A 17,049-nucleotide genomic window follows, 5' to 3' on the forward strand; every position below is an offset into this window, starting at 1 on the left:
AATATGCTTAGAAGACTTAATAAAAAGTGCTTCTAAACATATTATACGAGGAGGTATAATATGGAGAAGATAAAATATTTAATTATAGGTAATGGAATAACAGGACTTGCAGCTGCTAGGGAAATAAGAAATAATGATGAAAATGGTACTATTATAATGATAAGTAATGAACCGACACTTACTTATTATAGGGTAAAATTAACTGAATGTATTTCTAAAGATTTTACAGAAGAGGAATTATTAGTAAGTAAAGAGAGGTGGTATCAAGATAAGAATATAAAGGTTATTCTTAGGAAGGTTGTAGAAAATGTTGAGATTCAAAACAACAAGGTAAGACTCGATGATGGACAAGAATTAAGCTATGAGAAGCTTTTGATTGCTACTGGAAGTCGTCCGTTTATTCCGCCTATTAACGGGAAATATAAAGAAGGGGTATTTGCTTTAAGAACTTTAAAAGATTTACACTATATAAAGAATTATATAAATTCACGTAATGATATATCAGTAATTGGTGGAGGACTTTTAGGACTTGAAGCAGCATGGGCATTAAGGGAATTAGGTAAAAAAGTGAATGTAATAGAATATTCACCATATTTACTGCATAGGCAATTAGATAAAGAGATATCAAATAAATTAGAAAAGAAACTTTCCGAGTCTGGAATTAAAGTTTATCTTGATTCACAAGCAGAAGAAATATTAGGAGATGAGTCAGCCACTGGAATAAAACTAAATGGGGAAAGAGAAATTGAATCTGATGCAATTTTGATTTCTTCAGGAATTAGACCAAATTTAGATTTAGTTAGAGATACTGCAATAGAACATAATAGGGGTATATTAGTTGACAAACACTTAAAAACAAATATAGATGATATCTATGCTGCAGGAGATGTAGTTGAAGTAGACGGAATGGTTTTGGGGCTTTGGACTGCCGGAAATGAACAAGGTAAAATAGCCGGGGCAAATATGGCAGGTAAGGAATTAGAATATACTCAACCTAAGATATTTACAACCTTGAAAATAGGAGAGATAGAACTTTTCTCAGCTGGAGTCATAGATAATTATGATAAGATATATGAATATAAAGATGATAAAAAATATATACATCATAAATTATTTACTAGGAACGGAAAAATAGTTGGTACAATTTTATTTGGTGATTTAAAGGAAATGAATGCTGTTAGAAATGCAGTTATATCAAATATGGATATAGACGAATATATTAGGAGGGACAATAGATTCAAATAGTAGATAATAGGATGGAGGTAAGTTCATGGATATTAAATTTTATGGTGCAGCAAAAATGGTTACTGGTTCTAATTATCTTGTGAAAACTAATAAATATAATATACTCGTGGATTGTGGAATGTTTCAGGGAAATGAGGAAATAGAAAGACTAAATTACAATGATTTTCCCTATGATCCTAAGGAAATCAACTTTCTTATATTGACACATGCACATATAGACCATAGTGGAAGAATACCGAAGCTGGTGAAAGATGGTTTTAGGGGTAGGATAATAACTACCAATGCTACTTATGACTTATGTAAGATTATGTTAGTAGATAGTGCCAAGATACAGGAATCAGATGTGGAATGGGAAAATAGAAAAAGGCAGAGAGCAGGAAAACCACCTGTGGAACCATTATATACAATAGAGAATGCAGACAATAGTTTGAAATATTTTGAACCATATTTTGTAGACCAAAAGATAAAGATAAATGATAATATCCAAATTAGGTTTAAGGATGCTGGACATATACTACGGTCAGCCATAGTAGAGCTATGGATAAAAGAAGGAAATGAAGAAGTTAAATTAGTTTTTTCAGGAGACTTAGGTATGCCAGGAAGACCTATTATCAATAACCCAGATTATATAGATGAAGCAGACTATCTCGTTATAGAATCTACTTACGGTGATACTATACATGAAAGTTTTGAAGAAAGTACAGAAAATCTAATAGATATAATTAATAAAACTGTAATGAGAGAAGGAACAGTACTTATTCCATCCTTTGCAGTAGGAAGAACTCAAGAAATTATTTATCAATTAAATAAATATTATGAGTATAATCCATCAATAGAAGAGTATATGAAAATTCCAATTTATATAGATAGTCCTATGGCAGTAGAGGCTACGGAAGCTTTTAAGAGAAATTCCAGTAGTTTTAATGAAGAGGCAAGATCTCTTGTATTAAAGGGAGATAATCCCTTTGAATTTGAGAATCTAAGATATATAAAAAGTCAAGAGGAGTCAATGGCATTAAATAAATACACATTTCCAAAGGTAATAATATCTTCCAGTGGAATGGCTACAGCTGGAAGAATAAGGCATCATCTAAAGCATAATTTATGGGATAAAAGAAATAGTTTAGTGTTTGTTGGATACCAAGCTGAGGGAACACTGGGGAGAATACTTCTTGATGGTAAAAAGCAAGTAAAAATACTCGGTGAGGAAATTAATGTAGGAGCAGAAATCTACAATATAAAAGGATTTTCAGGTCATGCTGATCAGAATGTATTACTTGATTGGGTGAATAAATTTAAGAAAAAGCCAAAGAAAGTATTTATTGTCCATGGAGAAGAGGAATCAGCTATTGCTTTATCTACTCTTATTGGGCATTTATATGGAATAGAAACTATAATTCCTGACATAGGAAATAGTTTTACTATTGATGGTGATGAGGTTGAATTAACACAGAAGGTTGAAATATTACCAGATATAATACGTGCTGATATTGAAAATGAATTTAGAATAGCATATAATCAATTTGAAGCATTAATAGATAAATCTAGTAAGATAATTGATAATAAAATTTTGACTCAAAAATATGATGAAATTAAGAATCAGTTAATTGATATACAACATAGATTGATGGATTTAAATGTAATGATTGGAAAATGATATAACCTTTATATATAGGAGGAGAATATGAAATATTTAGTGAACAATTCTAATGATCCAAGATATAATTTAGCTTTTGAAGAGTATTGTTTTAAAAGCTTAGATCTTAAAGATGATTATGTAATACTTTGGATAAATGGTCCGGCAATAATAGTAGGTAAAAATCAGAATACAATTGAAGAAGTGAATCAAGATTTTGTAAATGAAAAGGGTATTAAAGTTGTAAGGAGAATAACTGGCGGAGGGGCAGTATATCATGATTTAGGGAATCTTAATTTTAGTATTATATCCATGTCAGTAGGTTCGGAGAAAATCGACTTTAAGAAATATAATATTCCAATAGTTAAATCTTTAGAAAAACTTGGTATTAATTGTGAACTATCAGGTAGAAATGATATTACTTTAGATGGGAAGAAATTCTCAGGGATAGCTCAATCAGTATGGAAGAAAAGAGTTTTAAATCATGGAACATTACTATTTGATACTGAACTAGATATCTTATCAAATGCTCTAAGAGTTAAACAAGATAAGATTGAATCCAAGGGAGTAAAATCAGTAAAAAGCAGAGTAACAAATATAAAACCCTATATAGATCAGGATATAGATATTTATGAATTTAGGGATATACTGCTTAAAAATATATTTGGAATGGAAGGATTAGAACCAGAAGAATATAAATTATCTAAGGAAGATTTAGATAATATTCAAAAATTATTTGAAGAAAAATATTCTACATGGGAATGGAATTATGGGGAGTCACCAAAGTCACATTATCAAAACTATAAAAGATTTAATTTTGGAAGTATAGATATTAGGTTTAATGTAGTAAACGGGTTGATTTCTGATACTAAGATTTATGGAGATTTCTTTGGTACAGAAGATGTAGCATTACTTCAGGAAAAATTAAACGAAGTTAAGTATGATAAAAGTGAAGTATTAAAAGCTATAGAAAATGAATCTTTGGAAAAGTATTTTGGTAATATTTCTAAAGAAGAGTTTATAGATTTAATGTTTCAATAATATAACTATAATAAAAATGCTAGTAGGTTTAAATCTATTAGCATTTTTTATTACAGTAAAATAGACTTAGAAAATACTTATATTATGTTCAATAAGTTGTTTTATCTTTTTACTAATATTATCTAGAAGTTCTATCATTTGTTTTGATAGGGCTTCCGCTTCTTTATATAGTTTATTAGCAGTTTCTTTATCAGATTTTTTTATTGAATCTATTACATGATCTCCTATAGAATGAAATTCATGATGAATTTTATCTATTTTTTCCCAATCCTCTGCAATAACAGGATGGTCTATTTGAATCGAATGATAAAAATGCCCAAAAGCACATTTCTTAGAATTAGTTTGGAGTGGATATATGTGGGATTCATCTACCATGTTATAAAGGACTTCTACCCATTTTTTATGAGCATCCTTAGCATTATCAATTACTTTTAGCAAATCTTCATTTGTAAGTGAATTAGCTCCTCCCTTTAGGCCTTTAAACATATGGCTGACTATTGTAGAGAGCTGTTCATCTATTTGTGATATCTGTTTAGCAAACTCTATACTTTGAGTAGCATCAGCATGTATATTATTGGTCATCTGACTAAGTCTTTCTGCATCCGAGCTAGAAGATTCCATTGCTTGATTAATTTCATTTGCAGCTATTTTTATACCTTCCATTGATTCATTGACTATATTTACATCCTGAACTACAGTATTAAGCATTGTTACATTTCTATCTACTGTTTCATAAACTAATTCTATTTTTTCACTCATTTGTCCAGTAGAGGATATGGTCCTGTCTAAACTATTTTTTCCATCTGTAGTAGCATTGTGAATATGGTTTACGAATTGCCTCATGCCATCTAGCTTTTGTTTGGTATCGTCAGCTAGATTTCTAATTTCATGAGCTACAACGGAAAAACCACGACCATGTTCGCCAGCTCTAGCAGCTTCTATTGCAGCATTTAATGCCAAAAGGTTAGTTTGTTCAGCTATGGCTTGCACACTATCTACTATTTTACCAATCTCATTAGTAAGATTGGCTAATTGTTTAATTTTTTGATTCATAGTTTCAGTGTCTTGTATAACATTATCTTTTAAATTTTGTACTTCTTTTAATAAACCCATACTTTCATCATTTTTTTCAGCCAATAATTGAGATTCCTTTGCTAAACTATCTAGAGTTTCGGAAGTCACATCTATTGACTCATTTACTTGGTTCATACTTGCCGTTGTTTGTTCAACAATTGCAAGGTTAGACTCACTTAATTCACCCATTTCCTCAGCAAAACCTATTAATTGATTGGAAATATGAGTCATTCCAACATCAAAGCTGCTTAAGGAACTAATTATATTTAGGGTTTGTTTTGTTGATTCTGACATTAACTTTTCATTATTAAGTAATTTTTGAAAGTGTTCAAAAATTTCTATATGAATAGGATATTTTACATCAGGAATATTAATTTTTTCTCCATTTAATGCATGGTCTACATATTTAATAATACATTCTACTTCTTCACAGTGAGATCTGTGAAAGATCTTTTTAAACATATGAATTCACCTCTTCTATTAGTTGATAGGATATTTATATTATATATTAGATAATTGTAACCAAAATTGACTTTGAGATATTTGGTTCTTAGATAAATGCAGATAATAGTGTCTTTTAGAGAACAAATAGAATATACCTCAATTATACTACAGATAAACATTTTTTTACTAATTTTCTAGTTAATGTTATAACATACATATGTTAAAATATAAATGAACTAAAGTCAATATTTATTAATTACAATAAGAGTTTAATCTAGTAGAATATATTGGAAAAATAAGTTCTGATATGTATAATAGAATTAAATAGAAAGATAAATATCTAGGGGGAGATTTTATGAAATTGCCAAAGTCTATTGATCTTGCTAATCTGCCAACTAAAATTGAAAAATTAGAAAGATTAAGTCAAGAACTAGGAAAACAAATCTATATAAAAAGAGATGATCAAACAGGCAGCGAAATATCTGGAAATAAAATAAGAAAATTAGAATTTGCTGTAAGAGAAGCACTAGACAATGGTTATGATTATTTAATTACTTGCGGTGGTATCCAATCTAATCATGCCAGAGCTACAGCAGCAGTAGCAGCAAAGCTTGGAATAGGCTCATACCTTGTACTTAGAGGAAATGGTGATTCAGAGTTAGAAGGTAATTATTTTTTAGATAAGATATTGGGAGCGAAAATTAAACTTATTACTGCTGAAGAATATAAAAATAGCAGAATGGATATTATGAACAGCATTAAAGACGAACTATCTAAGGAAGGACATAGAGCATATATTATTCCAGAAGGAGCATCTAACGGAATTGGTTCATTAGGATATTTCAAGGCTATGGAAGAAATATTAAAACAAGAAAATGAGTTTAATATTAAATTTGATGCAATAGTTACTGCTATTGGTTCTGGTGGTACTTATGCAGGATTATATTATGCTAATCGTATTAGAAACAATGATGCAATAATTTATGGCGTAAATGTATGTGATAATGAAGAATATTTTAAAAGTGTCATACTTAGATTACTTAAAGAGATATCAGAATATACAGGTGAAGAAATTCAGGTAGGTAATGAAGAGATACATATCTTAGATGGATATATAGGAAAAGGATATGCTTTGAGTAGACAAGAAGAAATAGAATTTATCCATAGATTGGCTAAAGATGAAGGAGTGATTTTAGATCCAGTATATACTGGTAAGGCTATGTATGGATTAGTTGAAGAAATTAAAAAGGGTACATTAGATAAACATGAAAATATATTATTTATTCATACTGGAGGCATATTTGGCTGGAATAGTTTTGCTAGGGGTTTGGTATAAGATTAGTTAATATTAAATAATATAAAGGGGATAAAATAATAATGGAAAACTTGATATCGACTAAAAACGAACATTTCAAAATTAGATTTGCAGAAGAGAAAGATGTAAAACTTATTTTAAATTTCATTAAAGAATTAGCAGACTATGAAAAACTGCTACATGAAGTAGTCGCAACTGAAGAAATACTTATGGATTCGCTATTTATCCGAAAATCTGCAGAGGTTATTATTGGAGAACATGATGGTGAACCAGTGGGATTTGCTCTATTTTTTCACAACTTTTCAACTTTTTTAGGCAGACCAGGAATTTATTTGGAAGATTTATATGTAAGACCAGAAATGAGAGGGAAAGGATATGGTAAAATACTTTTATCATTCTTAGCTAAATTAGCTATAAAAAGAAATTGTGGAAGATTTGAGTGGTGGTGCATAGACTGGAATGAACCTTCCATAGAATTTTATAAGAATATTGGTGCAGTTCCTATGGATGAATGGACTGTATATCGAGTTCACAATCAGGCATTGATTGACTTGGCAAATAAATTTTAAAATTAAAAAAACAAAAATTCCCAAATGTGAATTGAGCATTTGGGAATTTTTCAATAAATAGACTAATAATCTATATAAATGCCTACATATGCGGATTATTTAGTGGGTAAATTAATAAAGAGAAATCTTATAAAACAAAATAATTTTTTAAATTTTAAAAGGAGGCACAAATGGATATACTAAATAAAGAAAAACTAAAAGAATTAATGAATTCAGAAGATGAATGGTGTATATCAATCTATATGCCTACCTGTCGTATGGGGGCAGACATAAAACAAAATCCAATACGATACAAGCAAAGCATTAGAGAAACTGAGGATAGATTATTTAATATGGGTCTAAGCAAATCCGAAGTTGGAAATATTCTACGATCAGCTAGTGATCTGATTGATGAGACAGAATTTTGGCAGAATCAAACGGAAGGACTTGCAATATTTATAACTCCAGATAAAATAGATTATTATCATCTTCCGTTTGAAGTTAAAGATCAAGTAGTAATTTCAGATAAATTTTATACTAAACCGCTTCTTTCTTTGTTTACGGAAGATGGAATATATTATATTTTAGCATTAAGTAAAAATGAAGTTAGATTATTTAAAGCTTCTAGACAAACTGTCAAGGAAATAATAATGGAAGATGCACCTAGAAACATAGATGATATGAAAGTAGATTATGATCCCAGAACTAAATTACAAATCCGTACTGCAAATTCAGTAAGTAATTCTTCCATTGTATACAATACTGTAAGTCAAGGTCAAGGCGTAGAAAATGATTTTGATAAAAATGAACTAACTAGATATTTTCGTGCAATAGATGAATCTTTAAATAAATTAAACAAAAAAGAACAAATACCTTTAGTACTTGCAGGAGTGGAATATTTAATTCCTATATACAAAGAAATTAGTAGATATCCAAATATAGTAGATGAATTTATTAAAGGTAATCCAGAAATATTATATGGGGATGATTTACAAAAGATGGCTTGGGAAATCATGGAACCTAAATTCTTAAAGATTCAAGAATTGGCTGAAGCAAAGTACAATCAATTTTCAGGCCAGAAAAATGGGTTATCGTCTAATTCACTGAAGAAAATATTATCACAAGCTTATAATGGACAAATCGAAACATTGTTTATTGCTAATGGAATACACCAATGGGGAAGATTTAATCCTGACAACAACAAAGTAGATTTTTATGAAGAACAAGATATTGGAAACGAAGATTTAATAGATCGAGCTGCTACTCTTACTATATCAAGAGGTGGAACAGTATATGTAGTAGATCCAGATAAAGTTCCAGATGGAGGCACTGTTGCAGCTATACTAAGATATTAAAATATAAAATAAATCTGAATGAATTTCTGATATGCTCCCCTTGTAGTAGACAGTTAAAATAATAAAAGCTGTTTAAGACAAGGAGGAGTATATTTTTATGGGAAGAAAAAGTAAAGTACTAGGTTTAATTAAAATAGATGGTATTAACATTATCTATATATGAATACTTTATTATAGATTAAATTAATTGGACATGGCCAAATATTGAATATAGACTATATTATGTACTTTGTTAATATTAATACATATAGGAGGTTAACATGAAAAGAAAAGTTAGCTTATTATTAATTGCATTAGTTTTAGTTACATCTTTAATTGGGTGCCAAAATAAGGATGTTACTTCAGGTAACAGTGAAGAAAATGAGTTTAGAGCTGAAATGACTTTTAATGGCTCATCTACTTTAGCACCTGTAATATCTGCGATTGCAACGGATTTTATTGAAGCAAATACTACATGGGATAAAGTAGATGCTAGTTTTCCAGAAAAAAACATATCCATCTATGTGTCAGCAGGTGGTTCTGGATCTGGTGTTAAGTCAGTAATAGAAGGAACTAGTGATTTTGGTATGTTAGCTAGAGAAATAAAGGATGAAGAAAAAGAAAAAATAGGCGATATGAAAGACTTTGTTTTAGGCATAGATGCTTTAACTATTTCTATTAATCCAGAGAATCCATTAGTTAAATTAAAAGATAGTTTAAGCACTGAAGAAATTATGAAGATTTTTTCAGGAGAATATAAATACTGGGATGAGCTAGATCCAAGTCTTGAACATAAAGAAATAGTAGTTGTTATTAGAGATTTAGGTGGTGGAGCTCACGAAGTGTTCCAAAAGAGTATAATGGGAGATGTACAAGTAAGAGAAGATGCTATTCAATCTCCTTCAATGGGTGCTTTAGTTGCAAAGATCATAGAAAATAAAGATGCAATAGGATATGCTTCCTTTGGTATGGTAAATCAAAATGCAGGAAAACTTATACCTTTAAAGGTTGATGGAATAGAGCCAACAGAAGATAATATAGTAAATGGCTCATATAAGGTTTCAAGACCTCTTATTGCAGTAAAAAAAGGAGAGTTAACACCTGAACAACAAGCATTTATGGATTTTGTTTTATCGGATAAAGGTTCAGAAATTATTGCAAAAATGGGATTTGTACCAACTAACTAATATCAGGGGCTTTAAGCCCCTATTTTTTTGAGGTGATTTTAGTGAAGGAATTAGAAAACAAAATTTTTAAATCCATAGTATGTTTTCTTACAATATTATCTTTGTTTATACTTTCTTTTATTGTATTATTTATTTTAAGAGAAAGTATTGTGTTTTTTAAAGAGGTCTCTATATTAGATTTTATACTAGGAAGGAAATGGAATCCCTTAAATTCTCCAGACAAACTATCAATATATCCTACAATATTAGGTACTATATATGTATCAATAATAGGAATAGTTATTGCATTACCCATAGGTGTAGGTAATGCTATTGTTTTGTCAAATTATACTAATAATAAAATAAAGAAAATAGTTAGGATTACTATTGATGTGTTGGCGGGTATACCTTCTGTTATTCATGGTTTTATTGGCTTATTAGTAATTGTAAAATTTTTTGAAATAAAATTTTCATTTGCTACTGGGGAGTCTGTATTAGCTGGTGGAATAGTCCTTTCAATTATGATGTTACCATTTATAATTTCTACATGTGAGGAGTCCATGGAAAAAATTTATAATGAATACTCTACATATTCAAATGCACTGGGAGTTTCTAAATCTTATATGATTCGAAAAGTAATCCTACCCAATAGTAAAAGGAGTATATTAGCTTCTGCAGTATTGGCTTTATCTAGAGGCATGGGAGAAACCATGGCTGTAATGATGGTAATAGGTAATGCTCCAATAATGCCTAAATTATTGGGAAAATGTCAAACAATTCCATCTTTAATTGCTCTTGAGATGGGAATGGCAGAAGTAGGCAGTTTGCATTATCATGCACTTTATGCTTCAGGGTTTGTGCTTATGATGATTTTAATTATTATTAATATTATTCTCTATGTAATAAAAAGAAAAATAATATAAAATAAAGGTTGAGATACTATGAAGGAAAAAATTGAAGATAGTCTATTTAAATTATGGATTACAGTGAGTACTATTATTGTAGTTGGAGTTACTATATTTATTTTAGGATATATATTAAGAAAAGGACTAGGATCTATTAATTTAGAATTCATTTCCGCTAATCCAAAAGGTATACCATTAGGTTCAGAAGGTGGAATATTTCCAGCTATTGTTGGCAGCTTATTGTTAATGCTATTGTCGTGTATTTTTGCATCTTTTTTGGCAATAGCAACATCTATTTATACAGTTTTTTATTGTGAGAATAAAAGAGTAAGTGATATAATTCATTTAATAATACAATGTATGGCAGGTATTCCCTCTATTATTTTAGGGATGTTTGGTTATACATTATTAATAATGTATCTTAAAGTTAATAGATCTCTTCTAACTGCCAGTATAACACTGGGGATTATGATATTTCCATACATTGAAGTTAGAGTTGAAAAGATAATGAAAGAGATAGATTTTAATATTGTTAGTGCTTCATATGCTTTGGGAGTATCGAAATTTTATACTATATTTAAATTGATATTACCAATGTGCAGAGAAGATATTACTTCAGCCATTCTTTTAGCTGGAGGATTTGCTATGGGAGCTACGGCACCAATAATCTTAACAGGTGTTGTGATATTTGCGCCTATACCAAAGTCCATATTTTCTCCAGTTATGGCACTTCCTTTTCATCTTTATATATTGACAGGCGAGGGAATATCATTGGAAAAAGCATATGGGACTGCTGCTATACTTATTATACTATTACTTATAATTAATATTTTTTCATTGATTTTAAACAAGAATAGAAAGGAATATAAATAAATGGAAATAATAAAGGTGAATGGTTTAAATGTTAGCTATGATAATAAACTAATATTAAGAAATTTGTCTATGAATTTTGCAAAAAACAAGATAACGGCTATTATTGGACCTTCTGGTTGTGGAAAGTCTACATTTCTTATGGCTTTAAATTTAATGTTAGAAGAACAAGGGGGCAAATATACTGGAGAAATTATCTTTAAAGATAAAAATATCAAAGAGTATAAGAAGGATAGTATAAGAAAAATGATTGGTATGGTATTCCAGAAACCAACACCTTTTCCCTTATCGATATATAAGAATATGGTTTATGCGCCTATATATTATGGAATTAAGGATAAAAAAGAGTTGCAAAACATAGTAGAATATAATTTAAAAAGAGTAGGACTTTTTGAAGAAATAAATAATGAATTAAATTTGTCAGCTATGAAATTATCCGGTGGACAGCAGCAAAGACTTTCCATAGCAAGGGCATTAACTGTAAATCCAGAAGTACTATTATTAGATGAGCCATGCTCAGCATTAGATATAAAAAATACTGCTATTATAGAGGAAATGTTACTTAAACTTTCTAAGGAATATACTATAATAATAGTAACTCATAATTTATCTCAGGCTAGAAGAATATCTGATTATACAGCATTTATCTTAAATGGTGAGCTAGTTGAATATGGAGATACTAAAGAAGTATTTTCTAATCCAAAGGACAATAGAACAAGAGAATATTTAGAAGGAATTTATGGATAATTTAGGTGGAGGGATAGATTTGTTAATATATGAAATACCAGGAAGAGATAATATAGAGGTACAAAATATAGTCTTTGATTATAATGGTACCATAGCAGTGAATGGAAAATTAATTAATGGGGCAATGGAGTTGATAAATAAATTATCGGAGTATGTAAATATATATATATTAACAGCTGATACATATGGAACTGTTGAAAAAGAATGTATAGGTATCAATGGAAAGGTATTAACTTTTCCAAAGGAGAATGCGGGACAATCAAAAAAAGAAATAGTAAAGGATTTAGGTGGAGACAGGACCATATGTTTAGGAAATGGATTTAATGATATTCCGATGTTTGAAGAATCAGTTTTATCACTGGCTATAATAGAAGAAGAGGGTACTTCAGGAAAACTTTTAGCTAAAGCAGATATAGCGACTAGGTCCATTATTGAAGCATTGACAATATTACTTAATAGGAATATGATAAAGGCAACATTAAGAAATTAAAAATAGTTTCTTATAATATTATAGAAAATTTAAAAGTAGTAGGGGAGAGTAAAGATGAGCGAAAATTGTAATCAAAATTGTAGTAGTTGCAATGAAAACTGCACTGATAGAAAAGATGATTCAGTTAATTTTCTAGAAAAGGCACATGAGGGAAGCAATATAAAAAAGGTTATTGGTGTTGTAAGCGGTAAAGGAGGAGTAGGTAAGTCATTAGTTACCTCTATTCTAGCCGTGACTATGGGTCAAAAAGGATATAACACTGCTATATTAGATGCAGATATTACTGGACCATCTATACCTAAGGCTTTTGGGATAACAGACAAAGCCATGGCAAATAATTTAGGCTGGTTCCCAGTGAAAAGTAAAACAGGTATTAAGGTAATGTCTATTAATTTATTAACAGAGAATGATACAGATCCTGTAGTTTGGAGAGGACCAGTAATAGCTAGTGCTGTTAAACAGTTTTGGACAGATGTAATCTGGGGAGATGTAGATTATATGTTTGTCGATATGCCACCAGGAACTGGAGATGTTCCGCTTACAGTATTTCAATCTATTCCCATTGATGGAATCGTTATAGTAACATCACCTCAAGAATTAGTTTCTATGATAGTATCTAAGGCGGTTAAGATGGCAGAAATGATGAATGTTCCAATTATTGGATTAGTTGAAAATATGTCATATCTACAATGCCCTGATTGTGAAAAGGAAATCAAAGTATTTGGTGAAAGTCATATTGATGAAATTGTAAATGAACATGGACTTAATATACTTACAAAGATTCCAATAAATCCTGAATTTGCATCAGCATGTGATAGGGGTGCAATTGAAGACTATAAGTTTAGGTATTTTGATAATACTTTAGAGATATTAAAGGAACTATAATTATAATAAAAAAGTTCAAAAATGGATAAAAATAGAATTAATTAAATTTATAATGATTTATAATAAATAGATATTTCTTATATAAATTGAAAAATACAACTGTTAATGTTATAATCAACAAGGCAAAACAAAGGTATTTTAAAATAAGGAGGAGTATAATGAATAGAAAAGGTTTTAAATCAATTACATTGTTACTTGTGTTAATTTTAACAATGGCATTAACAGTTGCTTGCGGAAATAATGCGGCTAAACCAGCAGATGGGGATTCAGCAGTAAAGACAATGACAGGTGAAGACCTTGTAAAGCAAAATTCAGGAAAAGAAAAAGATAAAGTTTTAATTATTGACGTACGTTCTCCAGAAGAATATAAAGAAGGTCATATTCCACATGCAATCAATATGAATGTTGAAGGATTCGAAGACAGAATTGGCGAACTTGAAGATTTAAAGGATTTCCCAATTATAACTTATTGTAATTCAGGCAAAAAAAGTGGACAAGTTGCAGATGTTTTAGTAAATAACGGATTCAAAGATGTAACTAATGGTCAAGGTGTTAAAGAATTTGAATATGATTTAGTTCATTATGATGATATAAGAGGAGCTGCTTTCCAAAAGCTTATTGATGAAAATAGTGATATAGTATTAGTAGACGTTAGACCAGAAAAACAAGTTGCAGATGAAGGAATGATAGCAGGTGCTATTAATGTGCCATTTGATGCTGTAGAAGCAAATCTTGATAAATTGCCAAAAGATAAGACTATTGCTTTATATTGTAATACTGGTACTAAGAGTGCAGAAGTTGCAAAGCAATTAGAAGATCTTGGCTATGAAAATGTAGTAAATACTATTGAAGGTGTAAAAGAATTTGAATTTGAATTAGTAAAATAATCTTATATTAAAAAGAGTTGTGAGTAATCACAACTCTTTTTAAGTTTTCAAATTTATCTTAAGGTATTTTAGTTTGCATAATGCAGTTTTATTAAATATTTTACTGTATAAGTATGTATAATAAATTTGAAATAAACTAATCTTGTAAATAAAAATTGAAAAGATTCATAGGATGGAAAATACTCTTATGTAAAATTGAATGGAAAAGATAATGACTAATAGATAGAAGTAAAATAAAATTATAAGTAAGGAAGACAAAAAGAATCGGGGATGACCCCGACTCAATCATTGTGAACTAAAAGAAATCACAGTTACAGAAAATAATTACTAATATTAGAAAGAAGAATAATAAAGAAGTATCCATGCATCCTCTTTTACAATCTCCTCTGCCACCGAATAAGCCGCCCATAAAAGCACCTCCCATTTAGTATTATTTAGGTGAAAGTAAAGGGTCTAATATAGAATATGAAAGATAGTGATAAAGTGTTAATTATTATTTTAAAGGAATATAATGATTTTTAAATGTAAAGAAAACATAGAACTTAAAAAAATCTATGGGAAAAATTAAATTAACTCTATCAATAGAGAGAAGAATCGGGGACTAGCCCCGATTAACATGAAATAATCTAACATCTTCTGCCTGAACCACCAAATAAGCCATCGCAACTACAGAAAATAACTACTAAGAGTAAAAAGAAGAATAATAAAGAATCCTCTCCACCGTAACATTCTTCTCTGCGAGATTCTATTCTGCCACCTACTAATTCATCCATAATAACACCTCCAATTCAGTTTAATTAAGTACTCTCACAAATATAATATGAAATATAGTATTAAAATGTTAATTATTGTATTTGCATAGGAGATAGAGCGAATAAAAGTTCTATAATACATGAGTATTTTAGATAAGAATAGTACTCTTATAGATCAAATAAGAGAGTGTTTAAAAATTAGTTTAATCATTCATAAACTTTTAATTAGATGAATAACATGTCAATATAGCCGTTTAATTATAGGGGGTATTTTGATGGGATATTATATTAGTGTAGAAGCGAATGTAAAAGTTTATGTAGAAGACCTTAATCCAGAAGGTTGCAAGACAATTGTTTTTTTACATGGATGGCCTGGAAGTCATGAATTATTTGAATATCAGTTTGACCATCTTCCTAAAAATGGATATAGATGTATTGGAATCGATCAAAGAGGATTTGGTAAATCAGATAGACCATGGAGAGGATATGATTATGATCAGTTAGCTGATGACGTTAGAACCGTAATTGAAACACTTGAGTTACAAGATTTTGTATTGGCAGGACATTCAACAGGTGGAGCAATTGCTATTAGATATATGGCTAGATATAATGGATACGGAGTATCTAAACTTGCCCTTTTTGCTGCAGCGGCTCCTAGTCTTATTAAACGTCCTAACTTTCCATATGGTTTAGATAAAGAAACTGTAATTGAAATTATACGGGGTACATATGATGATCGGCCTCAAATGTTAAGTAATTTTGGAAATATATTTTTCTTTCAGCATATAACAGAACCATTTTCTAGTTGGTTTTTACAATTAGGACTACAAGCGGCAGGATGGTCAACTGCTGCCATTGCAAATACTTGGTTAAATGAAGAACTATTCTATGATTTAAGTACAATAAATGTTCCAACATTAATCATTCATGGTATCCATGATAAAGTAGTTCCATTCCAATTAGGTGAAGTGCAAGAACGATACATTAAAAACTCAAAGCTTGTACCATTTCAATATAGCGGTCATGGCTCATTTTATGATCAGAAAGATGAATTTAATGAAGAGTTGATGAAATTTATTGAAGAATAAAGTTTTCAGTATGAAATTTAATAATTATAGTTTTTATTATATAAATTTTATGTTATATTAAAAACTTATAATAAGAAAATAAATAAAATATGCTAAAAAATAAAAAAGCCTAAGGATTAGCTTCCTTAGGCTTTTTATCTCATATGAAGAATTGAGGATAAATATTGATTAGTTTGGGGATTTAGCATCTTCCGCCAAACATGTTATCACAGTTACAGAAAATAATTACTAGAAGTAAGAAAAAGAATAGTAAAGAATCATTATTATCACAATCTCTTCTACCCAATAAGTCTGCCATGATAGCACCTCCACTTTGAATTTTATTTAGATGAAAATAAGGGGTCTAATAATAGAATATGAAATATATAGATAAAGTGTTAATTACTATTTTAATAAATGCTATGTTTATAGATTAAATTAAGAGAATATTAAAAGAACTGTCAACAATAAGATAAAGGAATAAAAAATGAAAATGTAAAATATAAGCATGGTATGAAATATAATTGATATTCTTCGAAATCTAAATAATATAATATCTGAAAATCCATAATCTGCTATAAAGATATGTAAACCTGAATTATTCATCACAATTCAATAATGATGCTACACTCTCAATATTTCA

16 protein-coding genes are annotated in these 17,049 nt (G+C 29.6%); 14 read left to right on the forward strand and 2 right to left on the reverse strand.

All coding sequences use genetic code 11. The features are described 5' to 3' along the window. The first annotated feature begins 60 nt into the window (after positions 1 to 60). The 3 genes from ABWP20_RS16240 to lplA are packed head-to-tail and all read left to right on the forward strand — an operon-like array spanning position 61 to position 3,922. Entirely contained in the window at positions 61 to 1,245 is a 1,185-nt protein-coding gene (locus ABWP20_RS16240; protein WP_353097219.1) for an NAD(P)/FAD-dependent oxidoreductase, read from the forward strand. Between the two features lie 25 nt (positions 1,246 to 1,270). Continuing rightward, a complete protein-coding gene (locus tag ABWP20_RS16245) occupies positions 1,271 to 2,902 on the forward strand; it encodes an MBL fold metallo-hydrolase RNA specificity domain-containing protein (protein WP_353097221.1) in 1,632 nt (543 codons plus the stop codon). Positions 2,903 to 2,929: 27 nt separating this feature from the next. Then, on the forward strand, positions 2,930 to 3,922 hold the full coding sequence (gene lplA, locus ABWP20_RS16250) for a lipoate--protein ligase (protein WP_353097222.1): 993 nt from the start codon (positions 2,930 to 2,932) through the stop codon (positions 3,920 to 3,922). A 66-nt stretch (positions 3,923 to 3,988) separates the two neighbouring features. Here the strand turns inward: lplA and ABWP20_RS16255 are convergent, their stop codons facing one another. Beyond that, positions 3,989 to 5,458, reverse strand: coding sequence for a methyl-accepting chemotaxis protein (locus tag ABWP20_RS16255; RefSeq protein WP_353097223.1), 1,470 nt, complete (start codon positions 5,456 to 5,458; stop codon positions 3,989 to 3,991). A gap of 337 nt (positions 5,459 to 5,795) precedes the next feature. Between ABWP20_RS16255 and ABWP20_RS16260 the strand changes: the two genes are divergently transcribed. From ABWP20_RS16260 to ABWP20_RS16305, 10 genes are all read left to right on the forward strand, one after another. Continuing rightward, complete coding sequence (locus ABWP20_RS16260; RefSeq protein WP_353097225.1) at positions 5,796 to 6,776, forward strand: D-cysteine desulfhydrase family protein; 981 nt, start codon at positions 5,796 to 5,798, stop codon at positions 6,774 to 6,776. A gap of 41 nt (positions 6,777 to 6,817) precedes the next feature. After that, complete coding sequence (locus tag ABWP20_RS16265) at positions 6,818 to 7,324, forward strand: GNAT family N-acetyltransferase (RefSeq protein ID WP_353097227.1); 507 nt, start codon at positions 6,818 to 6,820, stop codon at positions 7,322 to 7,324. A 170-nt stretch (positions 7,325 to 7,494) separates the two neighbouring features. Next, on the forward strand, positions 7,495 to 8,658 hold the full coding sequence (locus tag ABWP20_RS16270; protein ID WP_353097229.1) for a baeRF6 domain-containing protein: 1,164 nt from the start codon (positions 7,495 to 7,497) through the stop codon (positions 8,656 to 8,658). Positions 8,659 to 8,918: 260 nt separating this feature from the next. After that, positions 8,919 to 9,824, forward strand: a complete 906-nt coding sequence (locus ABWP20_RS16275; RefSeq protein WP_353097231.1) for a phosphate ABC transporter substrate-binding protein — start codon at positions 8,919 to 8,921, stop codon at positions 9,822 to 9,824. Positions 9,825 to 9,865: 41 nt separating this feature from the next. Then, positions 9,866 to 10,726 carry a phosphate ABC transporter permease subunit PstC gene (pstC, locus tag ABWP20_RS16280; protein ID WP_353097233.1) on the forward strand — a complete coding sequence of 287 codons (861 nt, stop codon included), beginning with the start codon at positions 9,866 to 9,868 and terminating at the stop codon, positions 10,724 to 10,726. Positions 10,727 to 10,744: 18 nt separating this feature from the next. Beyond that, on the forward strand, positions 10,745 to 11,581 hold the full coding sequence (locus ABWP20_RS16285) for a PstA family ABC transporter permease (protein WP_353097235.1): 837 nt from the start codon (positions 10,745 to 10,747) through the stop codon (positions 11,579 to 11,581). Continuing rightward, positions 11,582 to 12,325 (forward strand): phosphate ABC transporter ATP-binding protein, encoded by a 744-nt coding sequence (locus tag ABWP20_RS16290; protein WP_353097237.1) that lies wholly within the window; start codon positions 11,582 to 11,584, stop codon positions 12,323 to 12,325. It begins immediately after the preceding gene. Positions 12,326 to 12,344: 19 nt separating this feature from the next. After that, complete coding sequence (locus ABWP20_RS16295; RefSeq protein ID WP_353097239.1) at positions 12,345 to 12,815, forward strand: HAD family hydrolase; 471 nt, start codon at positions 12,345 to 12,347, stop codon at positions 12,813 to 12,815. Between the two features lie 54 nt (positions 12,816 to 12,869). Continuing rightward, entirely contained in the window at positions 12,870 to 13,700 is an 831-nt protein-coding gene (locus ABWP20_RS16300) for a P-loop NTPase (protein ID WP_353097241.1), read from the forward strand. A 158-nt stretch (positions 13,701 to 13,858) separates the two neighbouring features. Further along, the gene (locus tag ABWP20_RS16305; protein ID WP_353097243.1) at positions 13,859 to 14,587 is read left to right on the forward strand and encodes a rhodanese-like domain-containing protein; all 729 of its coding nucleotides are present in this window, start codon (positions 13,859 to 13,861) and stop codon (positions 14,585 to 14,587) included. Between the two features lie 626 nt (positions 14,588 to 15,213). On the opposite strand, the gene ABWP20_RS16310 is transcribed toward ABWP20_RS16305, so the two are convergent. After that, positions 15,214 to 15,360, reverse strand: a complete 147-nt coding sequence (locus ABWP20_RS16310) for a hypothetical protein (RefSeq protein ID WP_353097245.1) — start codon at positions 15,358 to 15,360, stop codon at positions 15,214 to 15,216. A gap of 254 nt (positions 15,361 to 15,614) precedes the next feature. Between ABWP20_RS16310 and ABWP20_RS16315 the strand changes: the two genes are divergently transcribed. Continuing rightward, positions 15,615 to 16,427 carry an alpha/beta fold hydrolase gene (locus ABWP20_RS16315; RefSeq protein ID WP_353097247.1) on the forward strand — a complete coding sequence of 271 codons (813 nt, stop codon included), beginning with the start codon at positions 15,615 to 15,617 and terminating at the stop codon, positions 16,425 to 16,427. Positions 16,428 to 17,049 lie beyond the last annotated feature (622 nt).

It is taken from the genome of Tissierella praeacuta, assembly GCF_040396155.1.
GTDB lineage: Bacteria > Bacillota > Clostridia > Tissierellales > Tissierellaceae > Tissierella > Tissierella praeacuta_A.

Excerpts from the sequence above, each read along its gene's own strand:
- ABWP20_RS16300 (WP_353097241.1), top strand. The coding sequence starts at position 12,870 with ATGAGCGAAAATTGTAATCAAAATTGTAGTAGTTGCAATGAAAACTGC.
- ABWP20_RS16255 (WP_353097223.1), bottom strand. The coding sequence starts at position 5,458 with ATGTTTAAAAAGATCTTTCACAGATCTCACTGTGAAGAAGTAGAATGT.
- ABWP20_RS16290 (WP_353097237.1), top strand. The coding sequence starts at position 11,582 with ATGGAAATAATAAAGGTGAATGGTTTAAATGTTAGCTATGATAATAAA.
- ABWP20_RS16240 (WP_353097219.1), top strand. The coding sequence starts at position 61 with ATGGAGAAGATAAAATATTTAATTATAGGTAATGGAATAACAGGACTT.
- ABWP20_RS16315 (WP_353097247.1), top strand. The coding sequence starts at position 15,615 with ATGGGATATTATATTAGTGTAGAAGCGAATGTAAAAGTTTATGTAGAA.
- ABWP20_RS16275 (WP_353097231.1), top strand. The coding sequence starts at position 8,919 with ATGAAAAGAAAAGTTAGCTTATTATTAATTGCATTAGTTTTAGTTACA.
- ABWP20_RS16285 (WP_353097235.1), top strand. The coding sequence starts at position 10,745 with ATGAAGGAAAAAATTGAAGATAGTCTATTTAAATTATGGATTACAGTG.
- ABWP20_RS16265 (WP_353097227.1), top strand. The coding sequence starts at position 6,818 with ATGGAAAACTTGATATCGACTAAAAACGAACATTTCAAAATTAGATTT.
- ABWP20_RS16305 (WP_353097243.1), top strand. The coding sequence starts at position 13,859 with ATGAATAGAAAAGGTTTTAAATCAATTACATTGTTACTTGTGTTAATT.
- ABWP20_RS16270 (WP_353097229.1), top strand. The coding sequence starts at position 7,495 with ATGGATATACTAAATAAAGAAAAACTAAAAGAATTAATGAATTCAGAA.
- ABWP20_RS16245 (WP_353097221.1), top strand. The coding sequence starts at position 1,271 with ATGGATATTAAATTTTATGGTGCAGCAAAAATGGTTACTGGTTCTAAT.
- ABWP20_RS16310 (WP_353097245.1), bottom strand. The coding sequence starts at position 15,360 with ATGGATGAATTAGTAGGTGGCAGAATAGAATCTCGCAGAGAAGAATGT.
- lplA (WP_353097222.1), top strand. The coding sequence starts at position 2,930 with ATGAAATATTTAGTGAACAATTCTAATGATCCAAGATATAATTTAGCT.
- ABWP20_RS16260 (WP_353097225.1), top strand. The coding sequence starts at position 5,796 with ATGAAATTGCCAAAGTCTATTGATCTTGCTAATCTGCCAACTAAAATT.